The organism is Novacetimonas hansenii JCM 7643 (genome assembly GCF_000964405.1).
Lineage (GTDB): Bacteria > Pseudomonadota > Alphaproteobacteria > Acetobacterales > Acetobacteraceae > Novacetimonas > Novacetimonas hansenii.
Map to the genome: position 1 here is coordinate 25,296 of NZ_BANE01000096.1, position 15,918 is coordinate 41,213.

Consider the following 15,918-nt stretch of genomic DNA (forward strand, 5'->3'; position numbering starts at 1 on the left):
TCACACCACCGGGTCGATGAAATCATCAGGGATATCCGTCCCTCCATCAGCAGGGGACGCCGGGTCCCTGGCAGCCTCTGCTTCCAGACGCGCCAGTTCCTCATCAAAGTCGTCGGTGATCATCGTGGCCCGGGTTTCGGGGTGGTCGAGGAACTGGTGGCACAGAAGGTCCTCCAGCATCTCGCCCACCGTCATTTCAAGGTATCGCGGGTCCGTCGGGGGCAGGTTGTACTGGCGCCGCCACCGGAACCGGATCTGATCGCACCGCTCCAGCGCCCGTTCCCGCGCCATTCGTGGCAGTGACGCCACGAAATTCGTCCTCCGCATTGCGGAGGGCTCCCCATACCTTCAGGATGTCCTTCGATGCGTCCCGATCCAGCGGGTCCAGGGCCTCCGCATTCCACCCCGGCGGCCCCTCCTGCAGAAGAATGGAAATCGTGGCGAAGGATTCCGCGCGCACCACCGCGACCTCCCCCACTTCACCCGCATCACCTCCCAGCAGTCGCCCGATCTCCGCCTGGATGCGGATATCGTCGCGCATCGTGCGATGGCGGAATACGAAATCACCGATCCCCTCGACCGGCACCGACAGCGTTTTGTTCACAGGTCAACCCCCGCTGCATCAAGGGCGTAGAGCGTCCCCTCCTCCATCGTGATCCGGTTGGCGCTGACATCAACCGCGCCACGCCCCCACGAGCAGCTGACGTATTTCCGCATGACCTCGCCACTGTCGCGGCTGAAGAAAAGGATGTCGAACACCAGACCCTGAAGCGCGTTATCGCCGTTGATGGTGGCAATCCCGAGATTGCGCAGCGACTGAGTGATCAGCATCATCCGGCGAACGGACAGGGTATGCCGCGCAAGCGTGGGCACCCACTCCGACACATGGATGTCACCCACCCCTGTCGCAGGTTCCAGACCGTAATCGTCGCTGGGGGAGCAGCTCTGGATCAGCCCGACCCGCGCGCCGCCCATCTCGATGATGATGCGGTTCCCCGACTGGGTATGGACGTTCGTCCGTGTGGTGATCATGACGCGCTCCCTCAGCTGCTGGTCGTGCCGCCGGAGGCGCTACCGGTGGACGAGACGTTGACGGTTACCGTGCCCGTGTAGGGGCGCAGGGCATTGTTGGTTTTGATGAAATTCAGCGGGATAACCGGCTGCGAATTGAACGTGATCTCAATGGTGTCGCCACTGGCAACCGCAGTAAGGGCATCCCATGCCGGGGAACTGGAATCGCCGACGATCACCCCGGGACCAAGCGGACGCGGCGTCGCGCAATAGTTCAGGGCCGTTTCGGCATCGGACAGGCAGCCGTTCATCGTGACAGGAGAAACGCCCGTTCCCTGCGCGGCATCCGACCCCAGGCGCGCCTCCACGGCGCTCCTGACCTGCTGGTTGGTGAAATCGGCCGCAGCCCCGGTGCTGACCTCGACCCGGTCGTAATAATTGTCGTTCAACCAGGAGGTAATCGCCCGCACCACAATCGTCGTGCCGCTGCGTCCCTGCGCAATGGGCGTGATCCCGGCCGGGATCAGCACGTCGGTATCCGTCGGGATGTTCACCGCGACCTCCGGCCCGATGACGTCCAGCGCGACGTTCGTCATAGTCTGTCCCGGCGAAAGGCCGGCAAATCCCGATGCGATCAGCGCCGCGGTCATATAGGGCGGATAGAGCGTCTCGTTGCCGTTCGCGTCGTAGCCGTAGAAACCGGGCCATGCGATGGACACGCGATCGCTGTTGAGCTGCACGCCGAGTGCCGCCGCATCCGACAGGGACATCCCCACATCCGGCCCGACCCACGCCCGCCGCTCCCGCTGTGCGGTCTTGGACATGTACTGCACATGCGCATCCACGGCGGCCCATACCGCCGGGTTCGGCGACAGGATCGCCAGCCAGTTCACGTCCGAGGACTGCAGCATCGTCAGGGCATTCGTCCAGTCCGTCACCAGTGGCGCAGGCACCGTGACCGGCGCGGGCGACTGCCATCCGGCGGGGGCCGCAGGTCCTGTGGCCGTGGTCGCGCGCGTCGCGGTGAAAATACCGCCGCCTGCGGTGCTGTTGAGGAAATCGATCTGTGCCTGCAGGTTGGCCGTGACAGCGTATGGCGTGGATGTCAGCGCCTCCGCCGTGACAGGATCGAGAGAGTTGAGCGCCGTCTGGTTGACCGCTGTCGCGACGATCGTCGCCTCAAACCCGGAGACGGTGTTGATGGCATCCACCAACTGCGCGATGGACTGATACTGGTTCAGGTCCAGTACGGTGGTAGTGGTGCCGACGGCGAGCGTCACGCTTTCGGACGCCACGGTGATCGTAGCACCCGTTCCCGCCCCCGTGTAGGCGACCCCAAACGCACCCCGGGCAATATTGTCCTGCGTGATGGCCTGCTGCCCGGCATAGCCCACGCTGATCTCGCTGCCCTGCACGGTCCCGGCATAAACCGCGATCTGAGCGGTATTGGCGACCGTCCCATACTGGTCCGTGACCAGATTGATCGCGTCGTTCCCGGCGGTGTCCTTCAGGGTCAGCGTCCCGGCAGGAGCCGATCCCACGTTGACCGCATAGATGGTCGAGGGCGCGTCCACCTGGTCGGAGACGGAAAAACATTTCTGGACCGCCGTCAGCAGTTCTCCGCCCACAAGGACGTCCGCTGCCGCCGCCGGCGTCGCGAACGGCCCGAGCAGCGTGTTCGGCTTTCCACCAGTGGAAATCCCCATCACGCATAGGATATTGCCTGTCCCGGCCGAAACCGGGTTCATCGCCGTGTCGGAGGTGGAGGAGAAAACGCCCGGCGTGTATGTCGCCGATCCGTTGATCAGGGTGCTGTCCGCCATATCAGGCCTCCGTCTTCAGGACGTCCGCGACACGCGCGTCAAAATCCGCCACCGTTGCAAAATGCAGGTTGTTTTTCGCGCAATAGGAGCGGAAAAGCCCCGCGATCTCCTGCCCGCGCGTTCGTGCAAGCCGCGCGCAGTACATGGCGGCCGACATGCGGGGCTGCGCCGGGGATGCGCCCGCGCGCGCCGCAGGGACCGCAGTAGATTGGGCGGCTGCGCCCCCCGTGCCGGAAGCAGAGGATGCTGCCGGTTTGGCATTCGCCGTTGCACTCGATGCGGCAGTGGCGGATTGGGTGGACTCATCGGTCATCGTGTGTTTCCCGGTCAGGCATATTTCACGGTAATTGACTGGAGTTTCGGCACGATCTCGGCTGTCCAGTGCATCATCTGGAAGGAGATGACCCCTTCCGAAATGAACAGGGGGCAGTTCTTCTGCTCAAGGTCCTCGGAATCCCGCTGCGACAGCGTGGCGTTCATGAACCCCAGATCAGCGAGCAGCAGGCGATTGGCCTCGAAGATGCGCCAGATCATCTTGCGCAATGACAGCCTCTCGACCTCGTTGGGAGACCATCCGGAGACCGTGACGTTGTAATCGTAGATCTCGCCCTTCCAGACCGACACAGTCCCGTCGCCGTTGTCGGTCGGAGGGCGCACCTCGTCACCCACGAACTGGGCAAACGGCGTGCTGCTGTTGAGGTGGACGACCACCATCGGCCACGTGGCGCGGCCGTCTGACATCAGCGGAGACGACACGACCTTGATTTCCCCGGAGGGAACCTGCATCCGGGCCGCCGCCAGTTCTGCCGCTACCCCTTTGCGGAATCGCTCCAGCAGAACGGAAACGGGCTCGACTGCATCGAAATCCATGGCCTGCGCAGGCGTTGCCTGGGCCGTATCCGGCGCGCTCCACTCTGACCCGTCCCAATAATAGACGGCGTAGCTGTAGGGCGTCCCGTCAGTCAGCCCCTGCCAGTCCAGCCGGTCCGTCACTGTGCTGCACGACGCCAGCACCGTGGCGGCCTGATCGTCAGGGCCGGTCGGGGCAACCGTGCCACGCAGCAACCGCCAGTACCGTGCCCCTATAGGAGGCGAAACAATCAGGCGCACGGCAGAACCACAGGCCAGGGGAGATGCGACAATGCTCATGCCCGCATGATGCCGTCACGACATGGCGGCCAACAGTCAATCAGTCCTCGCTGTCGTCTTGCTGGTTGGATTGCATGCATGCATGCAATCTTCCCGTCTCAATACCAAGCGGGCACCATGTCAGGATGCTTCGCCGCCGACCAGGCTGGTGATGTCGGTTTCCAGCGCCTTCGACAGAATCTCCTCCATCGCAGGCTCCATCTGTTCGGAGACCGTTCTGGCAGGCCACTTTCCGGGCTGCGCGGGCCGGATCCAGCCGGTTGAGCCCTCCGACATGACGCGGAACGTCAGGTATTTCGAATGCGCGCCGCCCCCGTTACCGCCGGGCTTTCGGAAATTCACCATGCCCGCCATGCGCGCACCCAGCTTCGTCCCGCCGTGGCCGAGTTGATCAAGGGTGTCTCCGGTCAGCCGGTCACCCCATTTATATTTCCAGGCATCGACCGTCACTCGCCGCCGGGTCCGCATGTCGTATATGCCGGTGCCCGACGGACGGCTGGTATGCAGGGTGATATGCGACCGCTCCCGCTTTCCCTTCCACCAGCCATGGACCGACTTGGGCATGTTGTTGCCCATCACGGACCCGGGTGTTCCCCACCGGAAAGGAATGATCAGGTACCGGCGGCCGGCCTTTGAGACGCGGACCTTGATCGAACTGTCCAGCATCTTCTTCATGTCATATTCGGGACAGCCTTCCTCAATCACCCTGGCGTAGGCCAGATCGGAATAAACCTCCGCAGAAAATGCGTTCAGCCGCCGGATATTGATCGAGCGCGCGTATTCCCCGGTGCGTGACCGGATCACGCCGCCGCCCGGCAGCGGGGCACCGTTCGCATACGACTTCCACATGTCCTGTGCCTGCTCCGCCAGAACGGAAACGGCGTGCGCGACAGTCGGGAACTCCCCCCCCAGGTCTCCGATACCACGCAGCAGGTTCAGGTCTGTCAGGACAGAGGCCCGGATGCGGCTCACCGCGTCACCCCCCCCTGCGTTGCACCCAGCAGGTCGAATTTGCGCAACACGACGCGGCGCGGCAATTGTAAGCCAGACGCGTGCTCGCGATCCTGGGGGAAGTCACGGAACAGGAAATACAGCGGCGACCGGCGACCGGTCATGGTGAAGGTCTGCCCTGCCGCCGGCACTGGCAGATCCGCAGGCCACGTCAACGTCCCGTCCGCGTTCACCACGGGAATGCCCCCCGTGATGATCTCGCTGCCATCGGCTGAGAGCCAGAACACACGATCAATGCTCAGGGGTGTGAACGCCAGGCGGTCGTTCTCTCCCACGGTAATGGTGCGCCCGAATGGCTCGCTCGACTGCGAGAGGGTGACGCGGTCATACTCTCCTGCTGCAAAAAATGGGGAATCGGACGGGATAGACATGACGATGTCGCCACTCATCCATTCCCCGTACTGCGCCCATTGCCGGACCAGTTTCATGGAGGTCATCGCCGACCAGGCAGCCTGCGCCGCGAACCAGATATGGCCGATGCCATGACATTGCGGGCAGTTGGGCTGCGGGGCGTTCAGCGTGCCGCCAATGCACGGGCACGGCGCAGACGGTTCCCACGAAATGTTCTGCCCCAGACCGCCGGTGGAGGATAACAGGGCATTGCATACCGCGACATTCGGCAGCATCACACAAACCCCATGCGGATTCCGTTCAGCCGTCCTTCGATCACGCTCTCACGCCCCTCCAGAGACTGCGCCAGCCCCGCGACCTGAACGGACAGGCTCTGCGAAATCCCGTCGATTGAAACTGATCCGGACTGGGGCAGGAACTGGTCCTCGATCAACGACAGCACGGCGCGCTTGAGCACGTAATCTGGCACCTCCGGACATGTCAGGAACGGGTTGGTCAGGCCTGCCTGATAAACGACCTGCAGCATCAGGGGGATGGTGCGGCCGCCCGACAGTGCCCCCATGACAAATACGTTCAGCGGCAGGCTGGACGGCGTCTGGGTGGCGACGATGTTGATCCGGCCATATTTCCGGTCATACCTGATCCAGTCCGACGGAACGACGTAGAGCGGCGCCTGCGGATTGGGGTAGCAGAACCGCAATTCCTGCACCGTCACGATGTGCGTCCGGCGCAGCTGGAGGAACCCCCACTCGTCACCCGAGAAAAATCCCGGATCGTAATCGTATCCCGGCTCCTCCAACGTTGGATAACCCGCCGTGTTCAGGGCCGCCAGAGCCGTCTGGTCGTAGCCCTGGGGAAACATCTGCCTGGGATGGAAGAAGGTGCGGAAACGCGCTTCCGCCAGTGATTCCTCCGCCCGAAGCTTCTCCCACAAGAAGTCGTCGCTGATTTCAACCTGCGGAAAATAACGCGCGGCGACGGACAGCAGGCGGTTCTGTCGCAGCAGTGGCAGGGCCTTCGCACGATCAAACATGCTGGGCTCCTGCGCGACGGTGCCCGTCGTGCCCGCTGCCGTCGTGCTTTCGCTCACTGAGGATCAAACCCCGGCAGTGTCAGCGGCGTGGGCAGCGTATCGGCCGTGATGCCCGTGATCCCGGCCGCAGCCAGTTGCTCAATGATGGCATTCTGGTTCTGCACCAGACCAAACAGCAGGTCACCCAGCCCCACGGACCGGGCGATCGGCATGCAGCGGTTCAGTTCGTCCTGCAGGGTCGCGGTCGGCTTGAACGTGTTGGACGTCATGAAGGCGGCTCCTCGTTAAATACGCGTTACGCAGCGGGCGCAGCCGGTTCTTTGCCGCCGGCGGGGTCGTCCTTGCTGGCGTCGGTTTCACTGTCCGTCCCGGCCTCGCCGCCCGTTCCTGCGCCGTCGGTCTTCCCGGCGGCCTTGCTTACAGCGGGCGTGCTCTTCTTGTCCTCGACCACGCGATAGCCCTTGATCCCCTTGAAATGGGCGGCGACGTCGTCGCTGACCTCCTCGGAAACCATCTGCCCCTTGTCGGGGCTGAACTTCACACCGTTCACCTCCGACGAGGTATGCGGGATCTTGCTTACAATGCGCGGCATCGGCGCGTCTCCTCAGGACTGGTGGGGAAATCGGAAAAGGGGCGACCGATGCCGCCCCCTCCCCGTCAGCTATTGGCGTGCGGGCGCCAGACGTCGTTGTTCGACAGGATGTTCTTGAACACCGCGATCTGCTTGCGCTTGGACAGGCGCAGGTATCCGAACAGCATCTGGGCCCACGGGATCACCGCCTGGTTGGTCGGATACAGCGGGAACTTGATCATCGGTAGCAGCTGACGCCAGACCACCGCGCTGTTTCCGGGCCGCATCGGCAGCAAGAATGCCTTGGACGTGCCCGGGATATCCTGGTTCAGGTCCGTCCAGACTGTCGTGGCTCCGGCGCAGGGGATACGGCAGACCAGACGGAAATCGCTGCCCTGCCCCGGCACGGACCCGGCAACCACGCCCGGACCGTTCTGGCGGGAACGATAGATCGCATAACCGGTCTCCTGGGCACCTGTGCTGCGCTTGATCGTCAGGGTCGCCCCCATGCCAGACGCGATCGCTACCTGGGCGGAGATGACGCCGGTGGACTGCCCGGATGCATTCACGCCCGCCACCAGATAGTAGTAGTTCCCCGCCTGCGCCGCCGTAAACTGGGACGAAACATCCGCGTCCGCCAGCGCAACGGGCGTGACTGCCGACGGTGCGATGGAGGCCTGCGCCGCCGCAATCGCCGGATAGATCACCTCGAACGGCTGCTGCATCTCGGAATCAGGGATGAACACGTCCGGGTCGTTGGAGATATTGCCGAACGAGGTCCGGATACCGTTGACGGGCGCACCCAGCTTCAGGCCACCATCCGAAACACCCGTCAGCGGCACGCGATAGGCCGGGTCGAGGTTCGTGTCGAAATCCGCCTGCGTGTTGTAGGAGCAGAACAGGTTGGTCGCGCGACCGAAGTTTCCGTACCCGGCCACCTTCGCTGCTGCCTTGTTGACCAGGTTGACGCTGGCCAGCTGCTGCCCGCGGCAGTCAAGGATATTGCCGGGATCGACCTGCCCCGCCGCTACGCCATAACGGATCTGCGCCTCAATGCCGTCGAACTCGGTCGGCACCACGGCGGAATCACCGCTGAACGACAGGTATTCAGCGTCGGTCAGCAACTGCAGCGCGCCGTTGTTCTGCTCAACGGCCTGTGAATCGGAAATCGTGTTCTGCAGGGTCTGCACGAACGACACCTGACGCTGGGTCATCAGGAATTTGACCATGCCCACGCGCCGGTTGTAATCACCAACAGAGTTGGGAATGTTCCCCATTTCCGAATTGGTGCTGCCGCCGAGGAAGCCGCCGACGCTATCCTGTTCGGTCCATTCGTCAACGGTTGCCCCGGCCCCCTGCTTGAGGAGCATGTTGAACAGGCGGAAATCCTCGTTCGACTGGATGGTGGACTGCATCGTCATATCCAGCGACTGGATACGCAGCGCGGCACCCCCGGTCAGCTGCGAGACGTCGGTGCCGTATCCCGCCTCAAGGGCTTTGCGAAGCCCTTCAAGGTCTTTCACCGACATCATGCCGGAACGGGCATCACTCGGCTGGATCAGCGCAGGGTTGAAATTCATGGTCTGTATTTCCTTGCTGTGATCAGGCCGACGTCAGACGGACTGAATCGCCTTGACGAGGGGTTCGGGGATCTCGGCGCCCTGGTTCAGGCACCCTTCGATCATCGACACGTCCACGGCCGAGATGAGGCCCTTCTTCATGGCCTGCATCGACGCCTGCATGATTTCGGCCCGCGACGCGCCCTGCGGCTGGGCCGGGGCACCGGCAGGCTGGCTCTTTTCCATGATGCTCAGGACCGAAGCGCGCCCGCGGCCCTGCGCGCCGAACGTATCGAGACGATCGGACAGGGACTTGATGACCGTGTCCTGATCCTTCACCAGCCGCAGTAGCGACTGCATGCCAGACAGGGCCTTGACCATCTCGCCGGCATTCTCTGCGCGAACGGCTGCCAGTTCGCTGGCCAGCGCCGTGTTCTGCCCCTTGAGGAAACGCATGCCCGTGACAAGGGCCGCACCGTCAACAACTTCGGCTGTCTCGCCGCCTTCCAGCGTCACGGTCAGCGACTTGCCGAACATCTCGGCGTCATCGTCATCCTCTTCCCCGCCTTCTCCGGCCTTGCGGCGCGCTTCCTCGGCCGCCCTGGCCTCCGCCTCTTTTTTCTTGCGGGCCTTTTCAAGTTCCTCCTCGGTCAGGGGCTTTCCCCCTTCCTTCGGATCGTCCTTGCCCTTATCCGTGGTGCGCGACTTGCGCATTTCCTCGATCCCGCTCAGATCATTGAGCAGCGCGTCAAAGCCCCCCGCCGTGGGCGCCGGGTTGGTTTTTTCAGTCATGTCTTGTCCTTTGTTCTCGGCCCCTCTGGAGGTCGCCCAGGAACCGTTCGACCAGCTCCGAGGCCCGGTCCGGATCCACGTCAAAAGCCTGCGCGACGTGCGCGACGAGCGCATCGACGGACGGCTTCACCCGACCGGCGCGGATGTCCCCCGCCAGCCTGTCCCTGAAATCCCAGTAATTCTGGAGGTGCGGATCCGGCATTTCGGAGCGCAGCGCTGCCCCTCCGCTCAGTTCCGCCATGTCCGTGCCGTAGCCAGCTTCCAGCGCCTTACGCATGCAAAACGCCCCGGCGGCCATGCTCTTGGCCAGCGCCCCGAACGGCACGACCGCCACGGTGGGCACGTGCAGGTTCACCGGCGTCCCGCTCATCCCGATATTGGTCCAGCGCACCCGATCGATGACCGGGCGCTGCCGCCCGGTTTTCGGGTCCGCGATCTTGCTCCGGTGGCAGTCTCCTCCCACCGACGGGAACCAGTGCTTCGGCGGACGCTGGCGCGTCAGGGAATCCCAGAACATGTTCGCATGCTCGACGGTCGGCCCCTCCCCGCCATAGATTTCGGCCTTCACGAACGTCTTTTTGCCATCTGCCCGTACGTCCACAGGCTTGCCGATCTCGAACAGATGGTGTGACGGCTGCCCGGCCACCGGCCCCATCTGGGTGCGATGATCGAGGTCTATGTTCCCGTATTTCAGGAAGTAGGGCGCGCTTTCCTGAAGCGCTTTCGACAGGACAACTTCGCCCTGATGATCCACGCTCTCGTCCGACGCCTGCATGTAGACAAAGCGCCGGCCACCCTCTTCACGCGGCTGGGCCTTGAACATGCTGTCGATGCAGAAAAACTCTTGATCGCTCATGCCCCAAGGCTGCCGTCACGATATGAGTCATTCCAGCCGGAAGGTCATCTCGGATCGCAGCCTTATGCCTTTCCGGCGAGGCGCACTGCCGTCATTCTTGTTTGCATGCATGCATGCATGCATGCAATTTATCGGGCTGGATGTCTGTCAGTCGCGGGTGCCTGGGTGCCTGGGTGCCTGGGTGCCTGGGTGCCTGGGTGCCGCACCCTTCCGGCCTGATTGGCAAGTTGCAAGAAAGGCGTCGGAAGGAAAATTCCGACGCCTTTCTTTTTACCCCTCCCACACAAGCGGCAATTCCTCAGGTGCCAGCGGCCTCCAGCGCGGCCTGGGCGTCCGCGATGACCAGCAGCAGTTTGCCTCTCTCACGAATCAGATCCAGAAACCTGTCGCGGCCTTCATCGCTCAGTAGGGATGCCATCCGGGCTGATTCGATCCTACGCTCCACGACCACAAGCTGGTTCTGCGCCGCCGAAAGAATGGCCTGGTCAGCCGCCCGGATCCGTGCCTGCCTTTCCCCAAGGCTCCCCAGCATTCCGCTGATTTCGGTTGCGGCCTGGGTGGGGTTATTGCGCTCTGTCATATGTGCTGCCTTTCTTTCTGATTTGCTTGCAAGCTTGCAAGCAAGGCGTCGTGGCGGGTTGCTTCGGAGGCATGCACTATGCCGCGCGCGAGGCATGATCGCGGCGTTCGGAGCGTGCCTGATGCAGGTATCCGGCGATTCCCGTTTCATCCAGCCCCTCAAGGGGTGACGTCACGATATCGCGGAGATTGTATTTCTCCGTCAGCCGCCGTCGGTTGCGGCGCTCGACCGGATGATCTGCAAGGATGTCGATCAGTTCGACATCACTGGTCTGACCCACACGGTTGATGCGCCCGTCGCGCTGCGCATGCAGCATTGCCGTCTGTGGCGTGTCATACTGCGCCAGCCATTTCCCGCGCTGAAGGTTCGCGCCCACTGCCGCAGCATCACTGGCAACCATGATGTCATGCTCGCCAGCCTGGTAGGCCCTTTTTTTCCGGTCCTTCTCGGCAGAGGAATCAGCCCCCGTCAGGGTCACGACCCGGTGCCCTTCCGCGCGCAGGCGTGACGCGATGTCATGGACCCGGTCCAGCGACCGCGCGAACACCACGCCCGGCCTGCCGCGACGCTGTTCCGCAACGGTGACGGTGCGATTGGTTTTCGCTTCGCCCCCCAAAGCCTGCATGATGGCGGTGTTGCGCAGGATCCCGATGGAGGGGTTCATCCGTTCGGCAATCGCGCGATGGTCGGCATCGTCGGCCGCGCTGAACGCGGCGGGCGCCAGCTTTTTCATCGCCTCCACATCCACATCGCCCTTCATGCGCGCGATCCGCGCCCTGGCCGACGCCTGCTCGACCTCCGCCAGACGGGACCTCTCCGCCGCGCCCAGGGGCACGACTTCCTCCGTCTTGGTGGCGTTCACGCCCGAGGCGATGCGCCCGGTGTAGAAGTGGCGGGCCATCTCGCGCCGCAGGCCTTCACGCGCGGCGCTGGTATCGCCGCCGTATTTGCGCATGAAGGCATCCCGGTCGCCGTAGCGTTTGCGATCCATCTTCGACAGCACGTCAAACGCCTCGGACGCGTCATTCTTGACCGGGTCTGCTGTCATGTTGACGTAGTACGGGGTGCTGTCCGCCACGGCGTCAACCACGTTCGCCAGGCTGGAGTTTTTCTTGCCTGCCCGGTTGAGCAGGTTATGCCCCTCGTCCACGTTCAGGTAATCGTGGTGGATGCCCTCCCGGTCCAGAACGCCGCGCACGTAATTCATCCGCCCGTCGGCATCCATGCCATCCAGTTTCTGGGTGATCTCGGCAGGCGATACGCCTTCCTGCCCCGCCGCCATGTGCAGGACGTCATCGCGGAACGCCTGATGGGTGACGACCGAAAAATGCACGTCCGGGTTTTTATAGGCCGCGATCCGCTGCTCCCGGTTTGCCGACGGATCCGCATGCCAGCGGAATTTCCCGGGCTGGAGCAGGGTAAGGGCCTCTCCATGGAACTGCCCCTGCACGATGGACGGTACCAGAAATAGCCCGCGCTTTGCCTTCCCCTGACCCTGCAGATGCGTGAACCCCGCCAACCCGATGGAGGTCTTTCCCGAGCCCACTCCCAGGCCGGCGACCACCCGCCTGTTGTGCTCGATCAGCTTGACCGCCCGCTGCCGCCCGACGAAACGTCCGCTCATGTCCGGGCGCCACAACTTCACCGGCTGCCCGGCACGGAACTGGGAACCGACATGCGGCATCATCTGTGCGATCGTCTGTTCCGCCGCATGACCCACAGACCACCGTTCCCCAAGCGCCGGCCCCTCCGCACCGACAGGGGAGGGGGCCGCGTCGGCACCAAAGAACTGCATCTGCGCTTCGCCGCGTCCCTCCTCCGCCGCACGCGCGGCATCCAGCCGGTCCGCTACGCCGCCCGCGGCATATCGCCCGTTCTCGCGCTGGCGCAGCGCATCAATGCGCTCGCGGTGTTCGGCCATGCGCCGTTCCCGCGCACCGGGATCGAGCGCATCCAGATGGCGCAGGTCGTGCGCGATGACCGTCTTTCCGACCGCCAGCGGCGCATCGGGGCGCAGGCGGTTGTAATGGTCCGCGAAACGCCCGATCACATGCGAGCGCGCCACGTCCTGCATGGCGGCGTAGGCGTTCGCGGGGCCGCCCATGGCATCGCTGTATTTTCCCCACGACATCGTGGCCCGGTCCAGCACGGCCGCCTTCTCGTCGTGCGCCTTCTTCCAGTCACGCCACTGCGGATTGACGGACGTGCCGAACATGTCCTGCGTCTCGCGCTCGGGCTCCTGCCCGGCATGCGCCTCCAGATCCGCGCGCATCTGCGCCACCTTCGGGTCGGAGCGCGCGAAATCCTCCGCAAAGCGCGCACGCAGGCCCCGCCGCTCCGCATCCGTGAGATCGCCAATCGGCTTGAACGCTGCCGCCCCGTCTGGATGCTCCGCCAGCGCGCGATGCAGAGCATCCACAGATGTCTCGTCCACCGGGAAATTCTGACGCTGCAGGGATGTCCGTGCCCCCCCGAGGGAGGCGACATGCTCATCCGCCATTTCCTCGAAACGGGGGCGATGCTCCTCCGCCCGGACCATGTTCCCGGCGGCGTCATACTGGGGGGCCTGCCGCCCCAGCGCCTGCATGAAGGCCTGCCGGTCGCCCGCGCGCCGCATGGTCGTTTCCGACAGCAGGTCGGCCAGCGCCTTCGCCGGGGTTTCCCCGTCGGCAATACGACTGCCGATGAACGAACGGATCGCCGCCTCGTGCCCCTCAACCGACGTCGTATCGTCCGGGGTGGCATAGGGCGCGGCCAGGCGCGGCAGCACGCCCGGCTGGCTGTCCATCGCCATATCTGGCCGGTTGGCCACGCCATGGGGCAGCCATCCATCCTCGTCGTGCCGCCCCTCGATGATGTCGAGCGCCCCGCGCACATGCGCCAGATCCTGCGGATCGACAGGTTTCGTCAGGCGCTCGATGCCCGACCGGTTCAGCGTGACGATGGTGGATGCCCCCGCCTTGCCCACCTCGTAATCGCCCTTCTGCAGGCCCAGCGCATGCAGCTGCACGATCGCGGTTTCCAGGGAGGTCTTGCCCATCGGCACCTGGACGTGATCCTTGCGCCCCTGCTTCATGGCCATGACCATGGCGGCGTTGGCCTCCATCTCGCCATAGGCAGTGCCAAGCCTGCGCTGCGCCCCGCTGACCAGATCCTTGCGCTTCGTGTTGAGTTCCTGCGCAACGGTCAGGTCCGAGGCGTCCATGGCGGGCGAAAGGTCGATGGCCTGCGCCTGGTCGTGCATTTCCCGCGCATCGGCCAGCGCGCGGCGTGACGTGTCCATGTAATGGTCGGTGTGGAACCTCTCCATCGCCGTGGCGGCGTCGGCCATGTCCCCGGGCGACAGGTCGCCATGCATCCGCTGCGCCAGCACCTGCGCCGCGCCCGCGATGCCCAGCACGTCCACCACGGACCGGTCCATCTGCGATGCGCCCGTGCTGGCCAGCGACAGGGCGTTCATGGCGTTGTAGGCCCCGGATGCAACATGGCGTTCCAGCGCCTCCCGGCCGCCCATGCGGCTGGCCTCGTTCAGGAAGGACCGCGTGCCGATGGTGCGCAGGTCCTTCTCGATGTCCGCCGCCACCGCGCCGTGGCTGGCCGGCTGCGCCTCGATGACGAAGGACTTGGGCTCGACCGGGGCCTCGGACGTGGAAATTTCGCGCAGTTTTTTCCGCGCGTCGGCCTTTGCCGTCTTCAGGGTCTTTTCCGCGCGCAGCAGGTCGATCGCCCGCCTCCCGTCAATCTCCCACCCTGCCTTCAGCGGCGGCGGGTTCTCGCGCACCTTGTCCAGTTCACGCCCGATCCGGTCCGCTGTCACCTTCGGGAGGCCTTCGGGCAGGGAGGCCTCCCGCGCTTCGTTGACCTCCTGCTCCAGCCCCTCCGGCGTCAGGCCGTTCGCCTCCGCCCGGTCGCGGTAATGCGCGGTGAAACCAAGCCCGCCCCCCGACGGCGCGGACGGGTCCAGATCCTGCATGCTGATGGTCTGGTCGCTCTCCGACGCCATCGGCACTTCGCCCAGCCCAGCCTTGCGCCGCAGGTCCGCATCCGCCAGCAGTCGCTTGCGCTGCATGCCCACCGCCTCCCGCGCGCGGGACAACAGCATCTGCGCATGCGCGTTGCGCGCCCGGGTCTTCTCCGCTTCGGTCGCGCCGCTGAACTGTTCCTCCGGGAACCGTGTCTCGGCCTCGGTCCAGCCCAGCGCATCGCCAACCTGCTTGACGAACGCGTCTTCATGCGCGCGTTCCTGCGCGCGCACGGCGTGGGTAGCTTCGTCCTTGGAGGGGGTCAGGCCCTTTTCGCGGTCGGCCTTGCGCCGTTCTTTCTCCCGCGCGCGGTGCTCCTGCGCCCGCTGGGCCGCTTCCTCGCGGTACTGCGCCTCGCTGCGCACGCCGGTCAGGCGCAGGTGGTTCAACGCCCCGCCCGCGCCGCCGATCACCTTGGCGCTGCCGTCCTTCTGCACCTGCACAAGGACGTGCACACCCTTGTCATCCCGCCCGTTGGGATGAACCGTCAGCCACCGCTCCCCCGGAGCCAGGGCCTTGAGAAGGCTGGTGCCGATCAGCACCAGCCTCTGCTTCACATCGCGGAATACCTGCATCCCGGCAGGATATCGTCACGATTTTTTTTGCGATCTAACATAATTCACTCATAACGATGGACGAGACAATTAATAAATTTATCTATTTTCTTTATACCAAAGGACAAACTGCGTAGGAGTTCCACCCGTAACTTCGCATATTTTATTCATGATATCCCTATATTCTGGCAGAATTCCGCCAGAAGGTGCGGGTGCGCTAGTAACGGTGCCATACACCGGCCTTCCAAATTTATCATGCCCGCTGGGGGGTGGAAATAAAGCTTCATTGTATTCTTTAAATACATCGTTTACTTTTTCTTTTGTATATTCCTTCTCGATTTTTGTTATATTTTCTTCCATAATTTGTTTTACTACCCAAGGGGAATATTCTCTTTTTCCAACTTCGATACTTAGCTTTTTAAGCTCATCCTCAATCAAATCCATTTTTTTTATCAATAATTTGCACGCCATGTATGGATCAAAATCTATATGCAGATTATTTATCGTCAGTTTCTGATCTCCGGGACTAAATGTATAAATCACTCTACCAAGTTCCTCTAGCTCTAGAGCAAGGGCATTAGCTTTACGCAATTCAGAAATATTCAT

Annotated in this window: 17 protein-coding genes; all 17 read right to left on the reverse strand. The window is 63.4% G+C overall.

Translation table 11 applies throughout. From position 1 onward, the window contains the following. The 17 genes from B7G66_RS17200 to B7G66_RS07790 all read right to left on the reverse strand — a co-directional run bounded on the left by B7G66_RS17200 (window position 1) and on the right by B7G66_RS07790 (window position 15,918). Window positions 1-291, reverse strand: a complete 291-nt coding sequence (locus tag B7G66_RS17200) for a hypothetical protein (protein ID WP_141312860.1) — start codon at window positions 289-291, stop codon at window positions 1-3. After that, window positions 197-604 carry a hypothetical protein gene (locus tag B7G66_RS07715; RefSeq protein ID WP_048859010.1) on the reverse strand — a complete coding sequence of 136 codons (408 nt, stop codon included), beginning with the start codon at window positions 602-604 and terminating at the stop codon, window positions 197-199. Before B7G66_RS07715 ends, B7G66_RS17200 begins: the two co-directional genes overlap by 95 nt. Then, window positions 601-1,032, reverse strand: coding sequence for a hypothetical protein (locus B7G66_RS07720; RefSeq protein ID WP_048859011.1), 432 nt, complete (start codon window positions 1,030-1,032; stop codon window positions 601-603). The genes B7G66_RS07715 and B7G66_RS07720 overlap by 4 nt, the downstream gene beginning before the upstream one ends. Window positions 1,033-1,043: 11 nt before the next feature. Further along, window positions 1,044-2,834 carry a phage tail sheath subtilisin-like domain-containing protein gene (locus B7G66_RS07725; protein WP_048859012.1) on the reverse strand — a complete coding sequence of 597 codons (1,791 nt, stop codon included), beginning with the start codon at window positions 2,832-2,834 and terminating at the stop codon, window positions 1,044-1,046. A gap of 1 nt (window position 2,835) precedes the next feature. Next, window positions 2,836-3,147 carry a hypothetical protein gene (locus tag B7G66_RS17205; protein ID WP_064478782.1) on the reverse strand — a complete coding sequence of 104 codons (312 nt, stop codon included), beginning with the start codon at window positions 3,145-3,147 and terminating at the stop codon, window positions 2,836-2,838. Between the two features lie 14 nt (window positions 3,148-3,161). Then, complete coding sequence (locus B7G66_RS07735) at window positions 3,162-3,983, reverse strand: hypothetical protein (protein WP_048859014.1); 822 nt, start codon at window positions 3,981-3,983, stop codon at window positions 3,162-3,164. A 120-nt stretch (window positions 3,984-4,103) separates the two neighbouring features. After that, window positions 4,104-4,955, reverse strand: coding sequence for a hypothetical protein (locus B7G66_RS07740; RefSeq protein WP_048859015.1), 852 nt, complete (start codon window positions 4,953-4,955; stop codon window positions 4,104-4,106). Further along, a complete protein-coding gene (locus tag B7G66_RS07745) occupies window positions 4,952-5,620 on the reverse strand; it encodes a hypothetical protein (protein WP_048859016.1) in 669 nt (222 codons plus the stop codon). The genes B7G66_RS07740 and B7G66_RS07745 overlap by 4 nt, the downstream gene beginning before the upstream one ends. Next, window positions 5,620-6,435, reverse strand: coding sequence for a hypothetical protein (locus tag B7G66_RS07750; protein WP_048859017.1), 816 nt, complete (start codon window positions 6,433-6,435; stop codon window positions 5,620-5,622). Before B7G66_RS07750 ends, B7G66_RS07745 begins: the two co-directional genes overlap by 1 nt. Next, entirely contained in the window at window positions 6,432-6,647 is a 216-nt protein-coding gene (locus B7G66_RS07755; RefSeq protein WP_048859018.1) for a hypothetical protein, read from the reverse strand. Before B7G66_RS07755 ends, B7G66_RS07750 begins: the two co-directional genes overlap by 4 nt. A gap of 26 nt (window positions 6,648-6,673) precedes the next feature. Beyond that, window positions 6,674-6,970 carry a hypothetical protein gene (locus B7G66_RS07760; protein WP_048859019.1) on the reverse strand — a complete coding sequence of 99 codons (297 nt, stop codon included), beginning with the start codon at window positions 6,968-6,970 and terminating at the stop codon, window positions 6,674-6,676. Between the two features lie 65 nt (window positions 6,971-7,035). After that, window positions 7,036-8,529, reverse strand: coding sequence for a hypothetical protein (locus B7G66_RS07765; RefSeq protein ID WP_048859020.1), 1,494 nt, complete (start codon window positions 8,527-8,529; stop codon window positions 7,036-7,038). Window positions 8,530-8,562: 33 nt separating this feature from the next. After that, window positions 8,563-9,300: a hypothetical protein gene (locus tag B7G66_RS07770; protein ID WP_048859021.1), complete on the reverse strand. Its 738-nt coding sequence runs from the start codon at window positions 9,298-9,300 to the stop codon at window positions 8,563-8,565. Further along, on the reverse strand, window positions 9,293-10,156 hold the full coding sequence (locus tag B7G66_RS07775; RefSeq protein ID WP_048859022.1) for a PqqD family protein: 864 nt from the start codon (window positions 10,154-10,156) through the stop codon (window positions 9,293-9,295). Before B7G66_RS07775 ends, B7G66_RS07770 begins: the two co-directional genes overlap by 8 nt. 298 nt (window positions 10,157-10,454) lie before the next feature. Next, complete coding sequence (locus tag B7G66_RS07780) at window positions 10,455-10,736, reverse strand: hypothetical protein (RefSeq protein WP_048859023.1); 282 nt, start codon at window positions 10,734-10,736, stop codon at window positions 10,455-10,457. Window positions 10,737-10,812: 76 nt separating this feature from the next. Then, a complete protein-coding gene (locus tag B7G66_RS07785) occupies window positions 10,813-15,315 on the reverse strand; it encodes a helicase-related protein (protein ID WP_159107951.1) in 4,503 nt (1,500 codons plus the stop codon). 96 nt (window positions 15,316-15,411) lie between these two features. Then, window positions 15,412-15,918, reverse strand: coding sequence for a hypothetical protein (locus B7G66_RS07790; protein WP_048859025.1), 507 nt, complete (start codon window positions 15,916-15,918; stop codon window positions 15,412-15,414).

Coding starts and splice junctions, on each gene's coding strand:
- B7G66_RS17200 (WP_141312860.1), bottom strand. CDS start 291: ATGGCGCGGGAACGGGCGCTGGAGCGGTGCGATCAGATCCGGTTCCGG.
- B7G66_RS07720 (WP_048859011.1), bottom strand. CDS start 1,032: ATGATCACCACACGGACGAACGTCCATACCCAGTCGGGGAACCGCATC.
- B7G66_RS07725 (WP_048859012.1), bottom strand. CDS start 2,834: ATGGCGGACAGCACCCTGATCAACGGATCGGCGACATACACGCCGGGC.
- B7G66_RS17205 (WP_064478782.1), bottom strand. CDS start 3,147: ATGACCGATGAGTCCACCCAATCCGCCACTGCCGCATCGAGTGCAACG.
- B7G66_RS07735 (WP_048859014.1), bottom strand. CDS start 3,983: ATGAGCATTGTCGCATCTCCCCTGGCCTGTGGTTCTGCCGTGCGCCTG.
- B7G66_RS07745 (WP_048859016.1), bottom strand. CDS start 5,620: ATGCTGCCGAATGTCGCGGTATGCAATGCCCTGTTATCCTCCACCGGC.
- B7G66_RS07755 (WP_048859018.1), bottom strand. CDS start 6,647: ATGACGTCCAACACGTTCAAGCCGACCGCGACCCTGCAGGACGAACTG.
- B7G66_RS07760 (WP_048859019.1), bottom strand. CDS start 6,970: ATGCCGCGCATTGTAAGCAAGATCCCGCATACCTCGTCGGAGGTGAAC.
- B7G66_RS07765 (WP_048859020.1), bottom strand. CDS start 8,529: ATGAATTTCAACCCTGCGCTGATCCAGCCGAGTGATGCCCGTTCCGGC.
- B7G66_RS07770 (WP_048859021.1), bottom strand. CDS start 9,300: ATGACTGAAAAAACCAACCCGGCGCCCACGGCGGGGGGCTTTGACGCG.
- B7G66_RS07775 (WP_048859022.1), bottom strand. CDS start 10,156: ATGAGCGATCAAGAGTTTTTCTGCATCGACAGCATGTTCAAGGCCCAG.
- B7G66_RS07780 (WP_048859023.1), bottom strand. CDS start 10,736: ATGACAGAGCGCAATAACCCCACCCAGGCCGCAACCGAAATCAGCGGA.
- B7G66_RS07790 (WP_048859025.1), bottom strand. CDS start 15,918: ATGAATATTTCTGAATTGCGTAAAGCTAATGCCCTTGCTCTAGAGCTA.